Below are 16,310 nucleotides of genomic sequence, written 5' to 3' on the forward strand. Positions count from 1 at the left end.
ATAGCCGTCCTGTCGTTTTTTTGATCCTAAACGCCCCAAATGCCGTCCAACTGCAAGATAAAGAAGACGATCGCCATGACCGCGAGCGCGATCAGGGAGATGACTGTCCATTTCTTCATTTTGCTCTCGAAAGATTTGGACTTATTTTTGCCGAAAAACGTTTCGCTGGAACCGCCCAATGCGTCGATTCCCGTGGAGTTGCCCGGCTGGAACAAGATCACAACCACCGCGAACACCGCGCAGACGAGCATTAAAAGCAATAAAACAAGACAAATTATTCTGTATAAGGTATAGACGCTATCGTTTGCCAAAGGCGCAAGCAGATAACCCATCATCGACATCATTTTCGACATCCGTATATCACTCCAAAGTTTTTCTTTACATTAAATGCTTGGATATTATACCATACTCCGCGGTATTTATCAACTCTTTTTACAGCCGTTCCGAAATTTTTCGGAAAAAAATGGCGTAAATCGTATCTTATCCGCGCCGTCGGATCCTCTTTACGTTGGCGTTCATCAGACGCCTGCCGACATGCCGGTAAAAAAACGCCGCCGCGCCCGACAGATCCTGCCCGTGCGCACGATAAAACTCGTCCGGGGAAGAATAGATCCCCAGATCGCGCACGATCCCTTCGCTCTGGATATAGGTGCCCTCGCCCGCCCATTCGACGGCGGGGTTTTGAAGATCTTTCACCGCCGCGCCGTAGCCGCAGAACGCTCCCGCGTCGGGGAATTTCTTTTGCAGGCTGCCGAGGTATTTTTCATCGAGGATGAACGCTTCCAACTCCGTCCATTTGCCGCCGAAACAGACCTCCACCCAACTGTGCAAGATCTCGCGGGGCGCCTTTTCGTAGACAATCCCCGTCATGGCGCCCTTCTGCAATTTCTTGTCGATGGTAAACCCGTGCAGACGGCAGGGAATCCCGTCGGCGCGCAGCAGCGCCATAAACAGGGTGCCCTTTGTATTGCATTGGCCGTACCCGTCCGAAAGCACGCGGGACGCGGGAAGATCGTCGCGGACGTTATAACCGAACAGGATCTCGTTGCGTACGAAATCATAGATCTCACGGATGCGCTGAAACTCGTCGAGCATTTTCCACCCGCGGTTTTCGATGAGTTTTTCGATGGGTTTTGCGGAATAGTCCAAAAGGGGCGTTTCGCGCAAAAATTCCAAAAGTTCTGCGCGCATATTACATAATAAGGGTCTTGCCCGTCATTTCGGCGGGTTTTTCCAGTCCCATCATATCCAGAAAGGTGGGCGCGAGATCGGCAAGCACGCCGCCTTCGCGCAGTTTCTTATCTTTCAGCCTGTCGCACACCAAGACTACGGGAACGGGGTTGGTCGTGTGCGCGGTAAACGGCGAGCCGTCCTCCGCGATCATTTTGTCCGCGTTGCCGTGATCGGCGGTGAGCAGCGCTCCGCCGCCCATTTTCAAAATCTGACGCAATACTTTGTCCACGCAGATATCCACCGTTTCCACCGCCTTTTCCGCTGCGGAAATCACGCCCGTGTGCCCTACCATGTCGCAGTTGGCAAAGTTGAGGATCATCACGTCGAATTTCCCCGAGGAAAGTTCTTTTATCGCCCGATCCGTCACTTCGAAAGCGCTCATTTCGGGCTGCAGATCGTAGGTCGCCACCTTGGGGGAAGGAACGAGCGCGCGCTCCTCGCCCGCGTTGGGCGCCTCCACGCCGCCGTTGAAGAAAAAAGTGACGTGCGCGTATTTTTCCGTTTCCGCGATGCGCAGTTGCGTCAGGCCCTTTTTCGAGAGATATTCGCCGAGCGTGTTGTCGAGGCTCTGCGGTTTGAACGCGACGCGCACGTCTTTGAACGTCGCGTCGTATTGCGTAAAGCACACGTAATACGGTTTCAGATAGCCCGTCTTGCGCTCGAAACCATTAAAATCTTCCTGCGAGAAGGCGCGGGTGATCTCCCTTGCGCGGTCGGGGCGGAAATTAAAGAATATGATGCTGTCGCCCTCTTCCACGAGCGCCACGGGCCTGCCGCCCCTGACAACGTTGGTGGGGAGAATAAATTCGTCCGTCACCTCGTTTTTATAACTCGCCTCCACCGCGTCCGCCGCGTACTCCGCGTGGATGCCGTTGCCGAGGGTGAGCATATCGTAGGCTTTCGCCACGCGCTCCCAGCGGTTGTCGCGGTCCATCGCATAATAGCGGCCGCAGACCGAGGCGATCTCACCGAACGCGAGTTTGTCCATTTCCGCCTGCAGATCACGCAAAAAGCCCGAGCCGGACGTGGGGGAAACGTCCCTGCCGTCCATAAAGCAATGCACGTAGGCATTGTCCAGCCCGTTTTCCTTGCACATCTTCAAAAGAGCGTACAGGTGCGTGTTGTGGCTGTGCACGCCGCCGTCGGACAAAAGTCCCCAGACGTGCAGTTTTTTATGATTTTTCTTTGCGTTTTCCATCGCGCCGAGCAGCGCTTCGTTTTTGAAAAAGCCGCCGTCCCCGATCTCTTTGGTGATCTTGGTCAGTTCCTGATAGACGATGCGCCCCGCGCCCATGTTGAGGTGCCCCACTTCGGAATTGCCCATCTGCCCGTCCGGGAGACCGACGCTCATTCCGCTCGCGCCGAGTTCGCCCGAGGGATATTCGCGCCGATATTTTTCAACGTTGGGGCTGCCCTCCATGGCGATGGCGTTGCCGTTTTTTTCGCCGCTGAGTCCGTAGCCGTCCATGATGATGATCGCATAAGGTTTTTTCATTTTTTTACCTCTATAAACTTTCTTTCCCTATCATTATACCGCAAAGCGCGCTTTTTGGCAAGTTTGCGGCGGCGCCCCGTCAAATTTTTTAAACGCGAAAAAAAGCCCGACGTTCGTCGGGCCTTTTCATTATTTGTCGAAGTTTACGATGATCGAAAAGTCTTCCGCTTTGAGGGAAGCGCCGCCGATGAGTCCGCCGTCGATCTCGGGCATCGCCATCAGTTCCTTGCAGTTTTTGGCGTTCATGGAGCCGCCGTACTGTATACGCACTTTTTCCGCGCATTTGGGGCAGAACACTTCGCCGCACGTTTTGCGGATAAAGCCGATGGTCTCGTTCGCCTGTTCTGCGGTCGCCGTCTTGCCCGTGCCGATCGCCCAGATGGGTTCGTACGCGATGACGATTTTGGAAACGTCGTCCAGCCCTTTCAGCCCCTCTTCGACCTGCACTTTCAAAACCTGTTCGGTCTTGCCCGTCTCGCGCTCTTCGAGACTTTCGCCCACGCACACGATGGGCACGAGCCCCACCGCGAGCGCCGCGTGCATTCTCTTGTTGACCGTTTCATCCGTTTCGCCGAAATACTGACGGCGTTCGCTGTGTCCGATGATGACGTATTCCACGCCGTACTCTTTGAGCATGGAAGCGGAGATCTCGCCCGTGAAGGCGCCTTTTTCCGCAAAGTGCACGTTCTGTGCGCCGAGGTGAATGTTGGTGCCTTTCACAGCCTCGCTGACGGCGGGAATGTCGGTAAAGGGAACGCAGGCGACCACGTCGCAGTTCGCGTCTTTGACGAGGCCTTTGAGCGCCTCGATGAGTTTGACGCCCTCCGCCGCGGTGTTGTTCATCTTCCAGTTTCCTGCAATGATAGGTTTGCGCATTATTTCTTCTCCTTCAAAAATTTATCGGTTTTTTTAATCGTTCCGTAAGTAATGATCTGATAAAACGCCTCTTCGGGCCGCAATAGCAAAAAGTCGTAAAGCCCGCGGTTCTGCACCGTCAAATGAAAACTTTCGATCATTCCGACGGTCTCCGCGTCGACGGGCAGATATAAAAACAGGTTTTTATCGTCCGTAAACGAGATATACAGACGCAACGCTGCGCGCATGCGCCGGGAATAACTCTGCAACCAGATGCGGGTATCCCGCCAAAAGTAATGAACGTCGTACAATCCGTCCTTCCGATACGGAAAACGGCCCTCGATCTCGACGCCCTCGGCAGTCATTACGATTTGCACCGTCGGCGAATAATTCCAGCACCGCGTTTTTTGCTCGACCAATCTCGGAAGATCGGCGCCGCTGCGTTTGGCTGTAAACTCGTACCGCTCTCGTACGGAAACAGGCTGCAATAAACCGCTCTCCCGTAAATCGAGGCGCGCCTGCCGTTTCCTGAGCGGGCGGAGACAAATCAAAAATGCCGCCGTCGCAACGAAAAAGAGCGCGGTCAGCCCGATCGTAAGATACGTATACTTTTCTTCGTCGATCGACATGGTGACGGCGATCGTGAAGATGCTGCCCAGCGAAAGAAACAGATATACGGGCAAAATCACGCGGTGCGTGATCTTATATAGCAGCGAATCGTTTTTTTCGGTCATGGCAGCCCCTATTTCACGAATAAATTTCGGGGCAGGCAATCCGCCTGCCCCCGTTCACTTTGATTATTTATCGTTCAGGCAGGCAATTCCGGGAAGAACTTTGCCTTCGAACAGTTCCAGAGAAGCGCCGCCGCCCGTGGAAATGTGCGTCATCTGATCGGCAAATCCGAGTTGCTGCACCGCAGCCGCGCTGTCTCCGCCGCCGATGATGGTCGTGGCGTCCTTCGCCGCCGCCAACGCCTTCGCGACCGCGATCGTGCCTTTGGCGAGCACGGGATTTTCGAACACGCCCATGGGGCCGTTCCAGATGACCGTCTTGGCGTCCTTGACGATGTCCGCAAACAGTTTGGAGGACTCTTCGCCGATGTCAAGCCCTTCCATATCCGCGGGGATCTCGCTCACTTTCACCGTTTTGACTTCGATGGGCGCGTCGATGGGATTGGGGAAAGACGCGGCGATCACGCAGTCCACGGGAAGGACGAGCCTCTTGCCCGTTTCTTTCGCCTTTTCGATCATATCCTTGCAGTAGCCGAGTTTTTCGTCGTCCACCAGAGATTTACCGACCTCGTAGCCCTGCGCTTTGAGGAAAGTGTACGCCATGCCGCCGCCGATGATGAGCGTATCGCATTTATTCAGAAGATTGGAGATGACGTTGAGTTTATCCGCCACTTTCGCGCCGCCTAAGATCGCTACGAAGGGGCGCACGGGGTGTTCCAGGCTGTCCGCCATGACGGTGAGTTCCTTTTCGATGAGGAAGCCGCAGACCGCGGTCTTGACCAGACCGTATTCGACGATGGCTGCGGTCGAAGCGTGCGAGCGATGCGCAGTCCCGAACGCGTCGTTCACGTAAATATCGCAGTAGGACGCGAGTTTTTTGCAGAATTCAAGGTCTTTCCCCTCTTCTTCCGCGTAAAAACGCAGATTTTCCAAAAGCACGCACTCGCCCTCTTTGAGCGCCTTGACTTTCGCCTCGGCATCGGGTCCGACGACGTCCGCCGCAAAAGCGACCTTACCGTCCAGAAGTTCGTTGAGGCGCGCGGCGACAGGTCTGAGCGTCAGTTTGACGGCGTCGTTCTTCTTCGCCTTTTCGATATATTCGGCGGTCGCGGCGGCGCGCTCCGCTTCGGGGAGGGCCTCCACCGCCTTTTTCTCTTTCTTGTTGAGTTTGACGCAATCGTTGAAGATATTGTGCGGCTTGCCCATGTGCGAGCAAAGAACCACTTTCGCGCCGTGCTCCATCAGATATTTGACCGTGGGCAGCGCGCCGATAATACGGTTTTCGTCGGTGATCTTTCCGTCCTTCATGGGAACGTTGAAATCGCAGCGGACGAGAACTCTTTTGCCTTTTACGTCTACGTCGGTAACAGACTTTTTGTTCATTGTGCTATCTCCTTGATTTTGTTTTCCGTCTATCATGATACCTTTTTTTTGCATTTTTGTCAATAAAATACGCCGCATGAAAAGAATAAAACCGCGCCCTGCGGCGCGGTGGATTCACTGTGTGACGGAAGCGTCGGCGTTTTCCGCCGAGCCCTGCGTTTTCAATAATTTCTGATAGCGGGCGCTGCTCTTCATGACGGAATTGGAAATATTCTTCATGTGCCCGGAAACGCGTTCCATATTGCCCAAAAGTTGCAGGAAGATGGCGCCGCGGGCGGGCGTGCATTCGCCGCGGTTGAGCCGCTCGATATGCGCGTCGCAGTCGGCGTTTTTCAAAATCGCGATGGAAACTTTCAGATCGTTTATCTTTTCGAACATGGTGATGTCGCGCTCGTCGAAGGTCTTGCGCACCATTTGGTAGAGTTCGTCGATCTTCTCGTAAAGATCCTTGATCTCTTCGACGGCAGCGGCGGTAAAGGCGTCCTCGTCGCCGCCCAGTTCTTCGGCATACTCCACGATATGTTTTGCGTAGTCGCCGATACGCTCGCTGTCGCTGATCACGTGATAATAGGAACCGATGACGAACTCGTCGTGCGCGGACAATTCGCACGACGATACGCGCACGCAATAGGCGGTGAGTTCGGTATTGTATTGGTTGATACGCTTTTCCGTTTCGGCGCTCTCATCCCTTTCGGAAAGATCGCCCCCGCAGATCATCTTCATCGCGCGGCGGAAATTGAGATAAGAAAGATCCATCATAATGACGATCTCCTTTCTCAACTGCGCCACCGCGATGGCGGGCGTCTGCAAAATACGCTCGTCGAGATATTTGAAATCGCCCTGTTTCTGCATTTTTTTGCGCTCAGGCACGATGACTTGCGCCAATTTGACGAGCGGTTTCAAAAACGGGAGCAGAACCAGCGTGGTCAGAAGATTGAACAGCGTATGAAAGTTCGCGATCTGACGTTCGACGCTCCCGCCGCTCACGAAAATAATGCCCTCGACGACGTATTTTTGGAACGCCAGCATCAAAATGAAGAAAACGGCGCAGCCCAATACGTTGAATAAAAGATGGATGACAGCTGCCCTTCTCGCGTTGGTGCTTGTTCCCATACTGGCGATCAGCGACGTCGCGCAGGTACCGATATTGCTGCCCATGGTGATGAACATGGCCTGTTCTATCGTAATAAGCCCGCTGCCCGCAAGCGCGATCAAAATACCCGTGATCGCCGCGGAACTCTGCAAGAGCCCCGTAAGCACCACGCCGATGAGAAAGAGCAGGAACGGATTGCCGATGGATAAAAACAGCGCGTCGAGTTTGGGCGCGATGACCTCGTCGGCGGTGAGCACTTTCACGGCGTCACTCATGAACTGTAAGCCGATAAAGATAAAACCGATACCGATCAGAATATTGCCGATCTGTTTGGAACGGCCGCTTTTTCCCGTCATATTGATCACGAGTCCCGTGGCGGCGACGGCGGAAAAGACCGCCGCCATGTTGATGTTTATGCTCTGCAACGACATGATCTGCGCGGAAATGGTAGTGCCGATGTTGGCGCCCATGATGATGGCGCCCGCCTGCGTCAGGCTCATCAGCCCGACGTTCACGAACCCTACGATCATGACCGTGGTTGCGGAAGAACTGTTGATGATGGCGGTGACCGCCGCGCCGATCCCCACGCCCGCAAAGCGGTTGTTGGAGACCTTGGCGAGCATGGTGCGCATGCTCGAACCCGCCGCGCGTTCGAGATTGGAACCCATCGTTTTCATCCCGATCATGAATACGGTGATGCCGCCTATAACAAGTAACAACTGTGTGATTATCGTCAGTACCATTCGCCTTTATCCCTGTCGTATAAAATACGTATTCAATCGTCCAAAGAAAGGCGGTGCAGATGCCCCTGCTTTTCCGATGCCGTAAACCCGACCTGCCGCCACGCCTCGTACACGGCGACGGCGACCGAATTGGAAAGATTCAGAGAGCGCGCCTCCCCGATCATGGGAATGCGCACAGCCTCGTCGTAGCGCTCTTTCAGCAACTCTTCGGGAAGCCCGCGCGTCTCCTTTCCGAAAACGAGGAAATCGCCTTCGCGGTAACTTGCGTCGCTGTGCGTTTTCTTTGCTTTCGTCGAGAAAAACCAGAAGCGGGAGGCGGGGTATTGATCGAACAACTCTTCGATGCAGTCGTAATAGGAAATATCTACGAGATGCCAGTAATCCAGACCCGCCCGCTTTAAATATTTATCGGATATTTCAAAACCGAACGGCCGGACGAGATGCAGTTTGCAGCCCGTAGCGGCGCAGGTCCGCACGATGTTGCCCGTGTTCTGCGGAATTTCGGGTTCCACCAAAACGACATGAAACATGGACTTTCACTCCTTTTGAAAAGAGCCGCCCGCATGATTCGACAACTCTCCTATTTATTTTACCCGATACGCGCCGATTTGGCAAGCAAATCGCAGAACGTTCGTCATTTTTCCCGACGCGGAAAAAATCGCTTAAAAAAACTTGACTTTTCAAATGCCATCGGTTATACTATATGTGTAAAGAAAACAAAGTTTGTTCAAAACAAACGGCTTGCTCCGCAAGCCTTATTTGTTTTCCGAACCACTCAATCAGATTACACTCACTACCCATATTTTTTCTCATTTGTTTTAGGAGAACAGCACGTCGCAAGGCGTGCTGTTCTTCTGTTTTACAAAAAAAGAAAAGCGTTTCCGCTTTCCTTTTATACCGCTCAGTCGCGGTCTTTGTCGATCTTGCCGTTCGCGCTTTCATATTCGTAATACGAACCGTTTTCGTCCTCGACGATGCGCACGGTGTATTTTTTCGCCCCGCCCTTGCCGCCGATTTTGACTTCGATGGCGCCGTTCTCTTCCTCAAAAGCGAATATCTGCATATTTCCGTCTTTCAAGAGAGTGAATTCAAGTTCGGTCTCGCCGTCTTCTTTCTCGTATTTGAACGTACTTCTCTCGGTCTGTTCGCCGTTTTCGTATGTGGAATACACGAATTCGGTCTCCGTTTCGCCTTCCTCGGTCTCCGTTTCCTGTTTGACGACAAGACGTTTGGTTTCGTTGAGCGTTACCGTGAATTTACATTCGCTCTCGCTTTCCCCCTCTTCGCTCTCCGTTTCTTTCTCGCCCTTGATCGCATAATCCGCGCCGTCGATGACCATCACGCCCTCGATATCGAAATCCTTTTCGATTTCCGTTTCGTGCGCGTCTTTGTCTTCGTCCGTCACATCCGTTTCGTTGTAATACAAAACGTATTCGACGGGGGTGCCCAACAGGTCGCGGTACGTGACCGTTTCTTTCACGGCGTATTCCGCGCGGTCGGATTCGCCCGCGACGATGCCGAACGAACCGTCGCCCAGCATGCTTTCGACCAGCATCATGTACCGATTGAGCGTGTCGACGGTTTCCTGATCGGTCACTTCGGACATGGCTTTCAAAGAAGCCTGCGCCGCGCCGCCGTTCATGGCGGAAACGAGCGTGCCCGCCGATGCCGCGCTGAACCCGTACACTTCGCGGGCGGTCGTCAGTTCGTCGAACTTGCCGCCCTCCGCCTGTCTTCCGTCCGTTTTGCAGGCGCTCAGCCCGAGCGTCAGAATCAACGCCGCTGCGATCGCCAACGTGAGGATTGCCTTTTTCATAATCATAAATCTCCTTTTTGATTTTTTCGTTTTACTCTTATAAAACAATGCAAAAAGGAGATTTGTTGGAAGTTTTCAAAAATATTTTAATTTTTTTAATCTTCGTCCTCTTCCTCATCGTCGGAAGCGTCTTCAAAGATATAACGGTAATAGGTCGTGCCGTCCTCACGCAGGCGGATCTGCACGGTGAATTCCGTTTTTTTGCCGTTCATCTGCCCGCGCACTTTCAATTCGCCTTTCTTTTCCTGTTCGAAGCGAAGTTCGTCCCTGCCTGCCCGGTTCTGTACGACCATTTTCAGTTCCAGTTCGCCCTCTTCGCTCTCGTATTCCACGACCGTGCGCTCGACGCGGCGACCATTTTCGTAAACGTCGTACACGTACTTTTGTTCGCGCTCGGTCTCGCCGTCCTCCGTCTCTTCCTCGGATTCCTGCATGACTTCGATATAAGACTTCCCGGCATCGTCCGTATAAGCGCGGAACCAAAGTTCGCTTTCCGTTTCTCCGTCTTCGCTCTCTATTTGATAACTTCCCTCTACGGGATACTCGTTCTGTCCGACGAGAAGCACGCCCGCAATGGCGAATTCTCCTTTTTGATCGGACAACAAACGATCATAGCGCATTTCATAGCAAATTTCTCTGCCCAAAAGGTCCCGATATCTGACCGTCATCGAATATGCGTATTCGCCGTCGGATGACGCGCTCTCGCTGTATTCGAAATTTCCGTCGCCCAACAGCCCTTCCACCAACGCCATATAACGCCCGACCGTTTCCATTTCCTCATCGCTCGGTCTGTAAGAGCGCAGCGTCCGCGTTTCCGACGACGCCGAAAGCAGCGAGCCGACGGACGCGGCGCCGTACGCGTAAAAATCTTCCGTAGTTTCGATCTGATTGAATTTCCCACCTCCCCCGGGCGTCCCTGTGCCCTTCAAAAAGACGGGGAGCAGTATGCAGAGGCAGAGCGTCAGCGCCATCAAGACGGCGACGGATATAACCAGAATATTCTTTTTCCCTTTGGATTCCGTGCCTCCGTGCGCATAGGCGCGTTCGCCGTCCGAGCAGCCCAGTTCGCTCTTGATGTTTTCTTTGACGCGCTCGTCGGGCAGGATATTCTGCGCTTGCGCGGATAAAAGTTTTTTTAAATCTTTTTTCATAAACCGCCCTCCTTTACGAGAAATGCTTTGAGTTTTTTGAGCGCTTCGTTATTTTTCCATGTGACGGTGCCGACGGGCAGGCGCAGCATTTCCGATACTTCGCGGCGCTTGTAGCCCGCAACCTGACAGAGCATGAGTATCTGGTATTCGTCCTCGGCTAAAATTTTTGCTGCCGCCTCGAAGACGAACGGGATCTCCATCTCCTTTGAACCGTATCGGTACGATTCGGTATCGAAATCGGTGCAGATCTCGCGGGACGCCCTCTTGATATGGTTGAGCGCGAGATTTTTGCCGATTCGCATAAGCCACGCGGGAAAATTCGTGTCGGGCGTATAGGAATCGAGTGAACGCACGGCTTTCACGAACGTTTCCTGCAACAGATCTTCGGCGTACATCTTGTCGCGCACGATGTATAAAATTGCGAAATAGACCGAGCGGTTCGTCTGTTCGTATATGTAGTCGAACGCGCGCTGATCGCCCGCGCGCAGTTCGGCTATCTTCCGCTCTAATTTAGCATTTTTCATATTCCTTCCGTAAATACAACAATCGAAACGCCGAAATTGTTGGCTCTTTTTAAAAAGAGCATAACAAAAGCAGCGGTATTTGTCAACAAAAAAAGGGGAAAGCGATTTGCCTTCCCCTTTTCTTTACAGGTCATCCGCGTCCTGAATCGGTTTTTCGCCGTTCGTAGGGTTGCCTGTATAACTTCCGTTCACGTCATACGGTGAACGCATGATTTCGGAACTTTTCTTTTGGTTTTTTATCTTCCGCAAGATTTGGTGGCTCCCGTCGATTTGTTCGAAGCGCTCTTGCTGTTCTTCGCGCCGGACTGCTGCGCTTTTGCGCTGCTCTGGCCCGCAGTCGCTTTCGCTTTGGACTGGCTGTTCGCCTTGGACTGGGTGTTCGAAGTTTCCTTAGACTGCGTGCTGTTCATCGCTTTCGCTTTGGACTGTTGTCCGGACGTAGCCTTCGCTTTAGACTGCTCGGAAGCAGATTTCGCGTTGGAATTCTGACTGTTTCTCATTTTTTCTCTCCTTAAATATTATTTTTTTCAAACGGTAAGTGTATCTCAACGTAACCTTGGCTTGCCTTACACAAGGGACAAATGTGCCAGGCTTCTTTACTCGTGACCCGATAACCGCATTCGCTGCAGATCCAGAGAGTGGGTTTTTCGGATTTATAGAGAGTATTCGTTTTGAACGCTTCGTGTAAATATTTGAAAATAATATTGTGTTCCTTTTCGACGCCGACGACCATATTGTAGATAGCCGCCACGTCGGGAAAACCTTCTTCTTTGGCAACGTTCGCAAACGCAGCATAAATTTCTTCAAACTCCGCACGTTCGTCCTCGGCAGCAAATTTTAAATTTTCTTCCAAAGTTCCGAAGTGAAACGGATAACCTGCGTTCTGTAAATCCACGTTATCGATACTTCCCGCATTTTGAAGGATCGTATTGAAAAAAGTTTTCGCGTGGTACGTTTCGTTTTTCGCAATGGTGCGAATATTATCCGCCAAAACGGCATAGCCTTCTGCGGTCGCCTGTTTTGCGATCAACTGATAGCGCATTCCCGCCTGACTTTCCCCCGCAAAGGAACGGGCAAGATTGATAAATGTCTGTGAATTTTGAAACTCCATGGTGTATCCTCCTTACGCAAAACAGTATGTGCCGAAATTTGCGCGAAATACCCGCAAAAACGAGGAAATTTTTACCGATAAAGCCCGCAACGCAAGAGCCCGCGCATATGCATATCCTTCAAATCCATAAATAAAAACTCCTGAATATTGATTATTACTGTCCCATTATTAGTCGTTATGCGAATACTGTCCCGAAGTAGAATAATTATTTCAGGGAGATATTTGGATATGGATCACTTTATAATTTTCAATGAAAATATTGAAGACTTTATCATAAAGGAAAACACCACCGTATATCAGTTTTCCAAAGCAGTCGGCGTGAGCGGACAATCTGTTGCAAATTGGTTGCAACATAATGGTTATCCCGATACGGAAAGCGCGAACAAAATTGCGAATTATTTGCGCGTTTCGCTCGACTTTCTGTTCGGGTTGTCCGATTCCCCGAAACCGAACAACGACGCCAACGATCTGCCCTTTCTCGAAAAATTCGATTTATTGCGGAAAAAGAACCGCGTCAGTTGTTACGCCGTCGCCAAAGAATGCAGTTTCGGCGAATCCGCAATTTCAAAATGGAGAAAAGGCAAACAGCCAAAACTGGAAAACGTCATTCAAATCGCCAAATATTTCGGCTGTTCCCTCGATTATCTGATCGGCAAAAAGTACTGAACCTAAAAAGCCCCCGACGCAGACGCGTCGGGGGCTTTCTGTTTGATTTTATTTTACGATACCCGCGATCCAGGTGCCGAACGGCAGGTATTTGTCGAAAAATCCTTGCAGCAGGTTTTCGCCGAACAGGTATTTCGCCATATATGTCTGCGAAAAAGTGTCGCTCAGACTTTGGATAGGCGCAAAATTCACGAACGTACCCAGAACGCCGCCTATGACCAACAGGATCAGCGTCATGACCGCGACCGAATATACCCCGCCCAGAATCTTGTCGATGATCTCGAAAACTTTCAAAGTGATCAGTTTTTTCAAAAGGAATTTCACGATCAGCATGATAATGACGACCACGATCCCCAAAGCCAGACAGATGCCCGCTTTTAAAATAAAGTATGCCACCGACTCGGGCTGGATCTGCGGCACGCTGCCGGTAAACGAACCAATCCAGTCAACGAGAGAATTTTTCCACGCGGTATTCGCTTCGATCCATTTTAAAATCGTCGGAGAGAGCATCATGAACAACAGAATGATGACGACCAGATCGACCAGCCACCATGCCTTCTGCAAAAAACCTTTGCGGTATCCGAGGAAAAAGACCAGAACCGCAAGCAAACATAAAATTACGTCAATAATGATACTCATGTACACCCTCGCAAACGACAAAACGCCGTTTATTTATAGAACAAAAGAAAGAATCCCCTCAATACGTTCGCCGCGGCGCCGCCGAGGAAAAACAAAGTCATCGCCGAAAAGCCGCTTACCCAGCAGAAAACCGCAAACAAAAGTACAGCCGCGAGCGCGGACGTCCATGCAAAAAACGCGTGCCACGCCTTGAAACGGATGCGTCCGCCCAGACTGAACAGTATGGGCAAACTTAATACCAACAGCGCCGCATATACGACGACGCCGTATTTTACGACATAAAAGCAAAAATTCAGACACAGTTTCGCGATCATCGCGCTGCCCGCAAATTCGTGGGCGCGGATGATATTCAGATACGCTTCAAACGGCTCGCCGCCCTTGATCCCGAACACGTGGTTTATCGCTTCGAAACCCGTAAAACCTTCGAACGCTTCGAACTTGATCCAATTCAAAAAGAAAGACGCGATGCTCGCCGCCAGAAAAAGGGTCGTAAACACCGCCAGAACGATGCGCCTCTTGCTGCGCGCGGAATCCGCTTTGTCTTTACCCGCGTTCGCATACGCGGGCGCAGCGGGATCTTTCGCTTCGGGGATCTGCGAATAGACGCCTTCGGCGGGAACGGGCGCAGGGTAACCGTATGTATTTGCGAAATACACGGGCTGCGCGGGCGCGGGTATAGGTTGATACGAAACGGGATTTTGCTGCATTTGCACGCCGCGCTGCATACTCAGGCGGCCCAACTCGCCCTGCATGGCGGTCAGTTGCCCTTTCAGGTTGGCGACTTCCAGTTTCAGATCTTCCGGCTCTGCCGCGCTTTGCGGCGCGGGATAGGAGATCCTTGCGGGATAAGCGGCGGGACTCGGCGTCTCGCGCACGGCATATGCAGCCGCCAGCACGGGATCCGCGGACGCGGCGGCGGAAACCGAAGGCTGCGCGGGCGCGCTTATGCCCGTCTGCTGCGGCTTGGGCGCCGTAAGTTCCTCTTTAAAACTATTCAGATTTAAACTCATTTCCCGCAGCACGCTGTCCATTTCATCCTCGAACAGGTATCCGCAGAAAGGACACCGTATCTTCCCTTCCTCGGATTCGCGGCCGCAATTCTTACAGATTTTCACGATGACCACCCTTAAATATTTTTTTACTGTATTCTTATTATAACTGCTAACCGCTCAAATGTCAATCGCATTTTTCAATTCGCGCGGCCTACTTCTTGTTAAAATTATCCTTCAGAGAAACGATCTCCGAGAGTACCGCCGCTCCGTTTTCTTCGCTCTTTTTATAGTATCCCGTACGCATCAACTGGAAAGGCGTTCCCTCCTTTGCCTCCGCGAGATAGGGCTCCGCTTTGGCGGTAAAAATCTTTTCGCTCTCCGCGTTGAAACGCTCGTTGAAATCCTGTCCCGCATAGTCCGCATCGCGCAAAAGGCTCTGATACTGTTTCACGGTCACGTCCGCCGCCGTTTCCGCATCCACCCAATGAATGACGCCCTTTACCTTGATGCCGCTCGTATCGCTGCCGCTGCGGCTTTCGGGGATATACGTGCACAAAACTTCCTTCGCGTTGCCGTTTTCGTCCAACAAAACGTCGTCGCAGCGCACGATATAGGCGTTTTTCAGGCGCACGTAGCCCTCTTTTTTCAGGCGGAAATATTTGGGCGGCGGGTCGAGCGAAAAGTCCGAACTTTCGATATAGAGATTTTTGGAAAATTTTACTTTGCGGACGCCCGCGCCCTCTTTGGTCTGATTGATCTCGAAATCCACTTCTTCCGATCCCTCGTAATTGGTGATCGTGAGTTTCAAAGGCGAAAACACCGCCATGGCGCGCTCGGCGTTGGCGTTGAGATATTCGCGCACGCACGCCTCGAAATAGGAATATTCGCACTCGGAATTGGCTTTCGCGACGCCCACGCGCGAGCAGAAATCGCGGATCGCCTCGGCGGGGATACCGCGGTTGCGAAGGCCCGTGATGGTAGGCATACGCGCGTCGTCCCAGCCGTGCACGAGGTTTTCCTCCACCAGTTTTTTCAGATAGCGCTTGCTCATCACGGTATTGGTGACGTTCAGCCGCGCAAATTCGATCTGGCGGGGCTTGGGGGAGAATCCGAGGGAAACGCCCACCCAGTCGTACAGCGGGCGGTGGTCTTCGAATTCGAGGGTACAGAGAGAATGCGTGACGCCCTGCAGATAGTCGCAGATGGGGTGCGCGAAGTCGTACATGGGATAGACGCACCACGCATCGCCCGTGCGGTGATGCGTCGCGTGCAGGATGCGGTAGATGACGGGATCGCGCATATTCAGATTGGGCGAACTCATGTCGATCTTGGCTCGCAGGCATTTTTCGCCGTCGGCGTATTTTCCCTCTCTCATTTCCGTAAAGAGGCGCAAATTTTCCTCCGCGGAACGGTTTCGGTACGGGCTCTCTTTGCCCGGTTCGGTCAACGTGCCGCGCAGATTTTTGATCTCTTCCGCGGAAAGGTCGCAGACGAACGCTTTGCCTTCTTTGATCAGGCGCGCCGCGCAATCGTAGATGACGTCGAAGAAGTCGGAAGCGTAGCACTCTTTCGCCCATTCGTAGCCCATCCAGCGGATATCGCCGCGGATGGCGTCCACAAATTCCGTCTTTTCTTTGGACGGGTTGGTGTCGTCGAAAAAGAGGTTGCATTTGCCGCCGTATTTTTGGGCGATCCCGAAATTGACGAACATGCTCTTGGCGTGCCCGATATGCAGATAGCCGTTGGGTTCGGGGGGAAAGCGCGTCTGGATCGCGGTGACTTTTCCCGCGTCTATATCCTCGTTGATAATCTGTTCGATAAAATTCGTCGCTTCGATCATAAGTTCTTCTCCGTATTTATTGCCGTAAATTTTAGAAT

The 16,310-nt window shown here is 52.3% G+C and carries 17 protein-coding genes; 1 reads left to right on the plus strand and 16 read right to left on the minus strand.

What is annotated here, in order from left to right; translation table 11 throughout:
- Positions 1–26: 26 nt before the first annotated feature.
- The 13 genes from secG to ESZ91_RS01870 all read right to left on the minus strand — a co-directional run bounded on the left by secG (position 27) and on the right by ESZ91_RS01870 (position 12,135).
- On the minus strand, positions 27–353 hold the full coding sequence (secG, locus tag ESZ91_RS01810; RefSeq protein ID WP_129223534.1) for a preprotein translocase subunit SecG: 327 nt from the start codon (positions 351–353) through the stop codon (positions 27–29).
- A 127-nt stretch (positions 354–480) separates the two neighbouring features.
- Complete coding sequence (locus ESZ91_RS01815) at positions 481–1,191, minus strand: transglutaminase-like domain-containing protein (protein WP_129223536.1); 711 nt, start codon at positions 1,189–1,191, stop codon at positions 481–483.
- A 1-nt stretch (position 1,192) separates the two neighbouring features.
- Entirely contained in the window at positions 1,193–2,728 is a 1,536-nt protein-coding gene (gene gpmI / locus ESZ91_RS01820; RefSeq protein WP_129223538.1) for a 2,3-bisphosphoglycerate-independent phosphoglycerate mutase, read from the minus strand.
- 129 nt (positions 2,729–2,857) lie between these two features.
- Positions 2,858–3,604 carry a triose-phosphate isomerase gene (gene tpiA, locus ESZ91_RS01825; protein ID WP_129223541.1) on the minus strand — a complete coding sequence of 249 codons (747 nt, stop codon included), beginning with the start codon at positions 3,602–3,604 and terminating at the stop codon, positions 2,858–2,860.
- Positions 3,604–4,317 (minus strand): hypothetical protein, encoded by a 714-nt coding sequence (locus tag ESZ91_RS01830; protein WP_129223543.1) that lies wholly within the window; start codon positions 4,315–4,317, stop codon positions 3,604–3,606. The genes tpiA and ESZ91_RS01830 overlap by 1 nt, the downstream gene beginning before the upstream one ends.
- 63 nt (positions 4,318–4,380) lie before the next feature.
- Positions 4,381–5,697 (minus strand): phosphoglycerate kinase, encoded by a 1,317-nt coding sequence (locus ESZ91_RS01835; RefSeq protein ID WP_129223545.1) that lies wholly within the window; start codon positions 5,695–5,697, stop codon positions 4,381–4,383.
- Between the two features lie 114 nt (positions 5,698–5,811).
- Positions 5,812–7,533, minus strand: coding sequence for a Na/Pi cotransporter family protein (locus ESZ91_RS01840; RefSeq protein ID WP_129223547.1), 1,722 nt, complete (start codon positions 7,531–7,533; stop codon positions 5,812–5,814).
- Between the two features lie 32 nt (positions 7,534–7,565).
- Entirely contained in the window at positions 7,566–8,063 is a 498-nt protein-coding gene (trmL, locus tag ESZ91_RS01845) for a tRNA (uridine(34)/cytosine(34)/5-carboxymethylaminomethyluridine(34)-2'-O)-methyltransferase TrmL (RefSeq protein ID WP_129223549.1), read from the minus strand.
- Positions 8,064–8,434: 371 nt separating this feature from the next.
- Entirely contained in the window at positions 8,435–9,349 is a 915-nt protein-coding gene (locus ESZ91_RS01850; protein ID WP_129223552.1) for a hypothetical protein, read from the minus strand.
- Positions 9,350–9,444: 95 nt separating this feature from the next.
- Positions 9,445–10,500: a hypothetical protein gene (locus ESZ91_RS01855; RefSeq protein WP_129223554.1), complete on the minus strand. Its 1,056-nt coding sequence runs from the start codon at positions 10,498–10,500 to the stop codon at positions 9,445–9,447.
- Positions 10,497–11,024, minus strand: coding sequence for an RNA polymerase sigma factor (locus tag ESZ91_RS01860; protein WP_129223556.1), 528 nt, complete (start codon positions 11,022–11,024; stop codon positions 10,497–10,499). Before ESZ91_RS01860 ends, ESZ91_RS01855 begins: the two co-directional genes overlap by 4 nt.
- Before the next feature lie 236 nt (positions 11,025–11,260).
- Positions 11,261–11,524, minus strand: coding sequence for a hypothetical protein (locus ESZ91_RS01865; protein ID WP_129223558.1), 264 nt, complete (start codon positions 11,522–11,524; stop codon positions 11,261–11,263).
- 11 nt (positions 11,525–11,535) lie between these two features.
- Positions 11,536–12,135, minus strand: a complete 600-nt coding sequence (locus ESZ91_RS01870) for a rubrerythrin family protein (protein WP_129223560.1) — start codon at positions 12,133–12,135, stop codon at positions 11,536–11,538.
- A gap of 228 nt (positions 12,136–12,363) precedes the next feature.
- Between ESZ91_RS01870 and ESZ91_RS01875 the strand changes: the two genes are divergently transcribed.
- Positions 12,364–12,801 carry a helix-turn-helix transcriptional regulator gene (locus tag ESZ91_RS01875; RefSeq protein WP_161971005.1) on the plus strand — a complete coding sequence of 146 codons (438 nt, stop codon included), beginning with the start codon at positions 12,364–12,366 and terminating at the stop codon, positions 12,799–12,801.
- A 48-nt stretch (positions 12,802–12,849) separates the two neighbouring features.
- Here ESZ91_RS01875 and ESZ91_RS01880 read toward each other — a convergent pair whose 3' ends face one another.
- The 3 genes from ESZ91_RS01880 to ESZ91_RS01890 all read right to left on the minus strand — a co-directional run bounded on the left by ESZ91_RS01880 (position 12,850) and on the right by ESZ91_RS01890 (position 16,272).
- On the minus strand, positions 12,850–13,440 hold the full coding sequence (locus tag ESZ91_RS01880) for a CvpA family protein (RefSeq protein WP_129223564.1): 591 nt from the start codon (positions 13,438–13,440) through the stop codon (positions 12,850–12,852).
- Positions 13,441–13,469: 29 nt separating this feature from the next.
- Positions 13,470–14,555, minus strand: a complete 1,086-nt coding sequence (locus tag ESZ91_RS01885; RefSeq protein WP_129223566.1) for a hypothetical protein — start codon at positions 14,553–14,555, stop codon at positions 13,470–13,472.
- A gap of 88 nt (positions 14,556–14,643) precedes the next feature.
- Positions 14,644–16,272 carry a glutamine--tRNA ligase/YqeY domain fusion protein gene (locus tag ESZ91_RS01890; protein ID WP_129223568.1) on the minus strand — a complete coding sequence of 543 codons (1,629 nt, stop codon included), beginning with the start codon at positions 16,270–16,272 and terminating at the stop codon, positions 14,644–14,646.
- Positions 16,273–16,310: the final 38 nt, after the last annotated feature.

This window comes from Candidatus Borkfalkia ceftriaxoniphila (genome assembly GCF_004134775.1).
GTDB lineage: Bacteria > Bacillota > Clostridia > Christensenellales > Borkfalkiaceae > Borkfalkia > Borkfalkia ceftriaxoniphila.

Excerpts from the sequence above, each read along its gene's own strand:
- ESZ91_RS01815 (WP_129223536.1), bottom strand. The coding sequence starts at position 1,191 with ATGCGCGCAGAACTTTTGGAATTTTTGCGCGAAACGCCCCTTTTGGAC.
- trmL (WP_129223549.1), bottom strand. The coding sequence starts at position 8,063 with ATGTTTCATGTCGTTTTGGTGGAACCCGAAATTCCGCAGAACACGGGC.
- ESZ91_RS01875 (WP_161971005.1), top strand. The coding sequence starts at position 12,364 with ATGGATCACTTTATAATTTTCAATGAAAATATTGAAGACTTTATCATA.
- secG (WP_129223534.1), bottom strand. The coding sequence starts at position 353 with ATGTCGAAAATGATGTCGATGATGGGTTATCTGCTTGCGCCTTTGGCA.
- ESZ91_RS01880 (WP_129223564.1), bottom strand. The coding sequence starts at position 13,440 with ATGAGTATCATTATTGACGTAATTTTATGTTTGCTTGCGGTTCTGGTC.
- ESZ91_RS01850 (WP_129223552.1), bottom strand. The coding sequence starts at position 9,349 with ATGAAAAAGGCAATCCTCACGTTGGCGATCGCAGCGGCGTTGATTCTG.
- gpmI (WP_129223538.1), bottom strand. The coding sequence starts at position 2,728 with ATGAAAAAACCTTATGCGATCATCATCATGGACGGCTACGGACTCAGC.
- ESZ91_RS01870 (WP_129223560.1), bottom strand. The coding sequence starts at position 12,135 with ATGGAGTTTCAAAATTCACAGACATTTATCAATCTTGCCCGTTCCTTT.
- ESZ91_RS01840 (WP_129223547.1), bottom strand. The coding sequence starts at position 7,533 with ATGGTACTGACGATAATCACACAGTTGTTACTTGTTATAGGCGGCATC.
- tpiA (WP_129223541.1), bottom strand. The coding sequence starts at position 3,604 with ATGCGCAAACCTATCATTGCAGGAAACTGGAAGATGAACAACACCGCG.
- ESZ91_RS01830 (WP_129223543.1), bottom strand. The coding sequence starts at position 4,317 with ATGACCGAAAAAAACGATTCGCTGCTATATAAGATCACGCACCGCGTG.
- ESZ91_RS01890 (WP_129223568.1), bottom strand. The coding sequence starts at position 16,272 with ATGATCGAAGCGACGAATTTTATCGAACAGATTATCAACGAGGATATA.
- ESZ91_RS01835 (WP_129223545.1), bottom strand. The coding sequence starts at position 5,697 with ATGAACAAAAAGTCTGTTACCGACGTAGACGTAAAAGGCAAAAGAGTT.
- ESZ91_RS01860 (WP_129223556.1), bottom strand. The coding sequence starts at position 11,024 with ATGAAAAATGCTAAATTAGAGCGGAAGATAGCCGAACTGCGCGCGGGC.
- ESZ91_RS01855 (WP_129223554.1), bottom strand. The coding sequence starts at position 10,500 with ATGAAAAAAGATTTAAAAAAACTTTTATCCGCGCAAGCGCAGAATATC.
- ESZ91_RS01865 (WP_129223558.1), bottom strand. The coding sequence starts at position 11,524 with ATGAGAAACAGTCAGAATTCCAACGCGAAATCTGCTTCCGAGCAGTCT.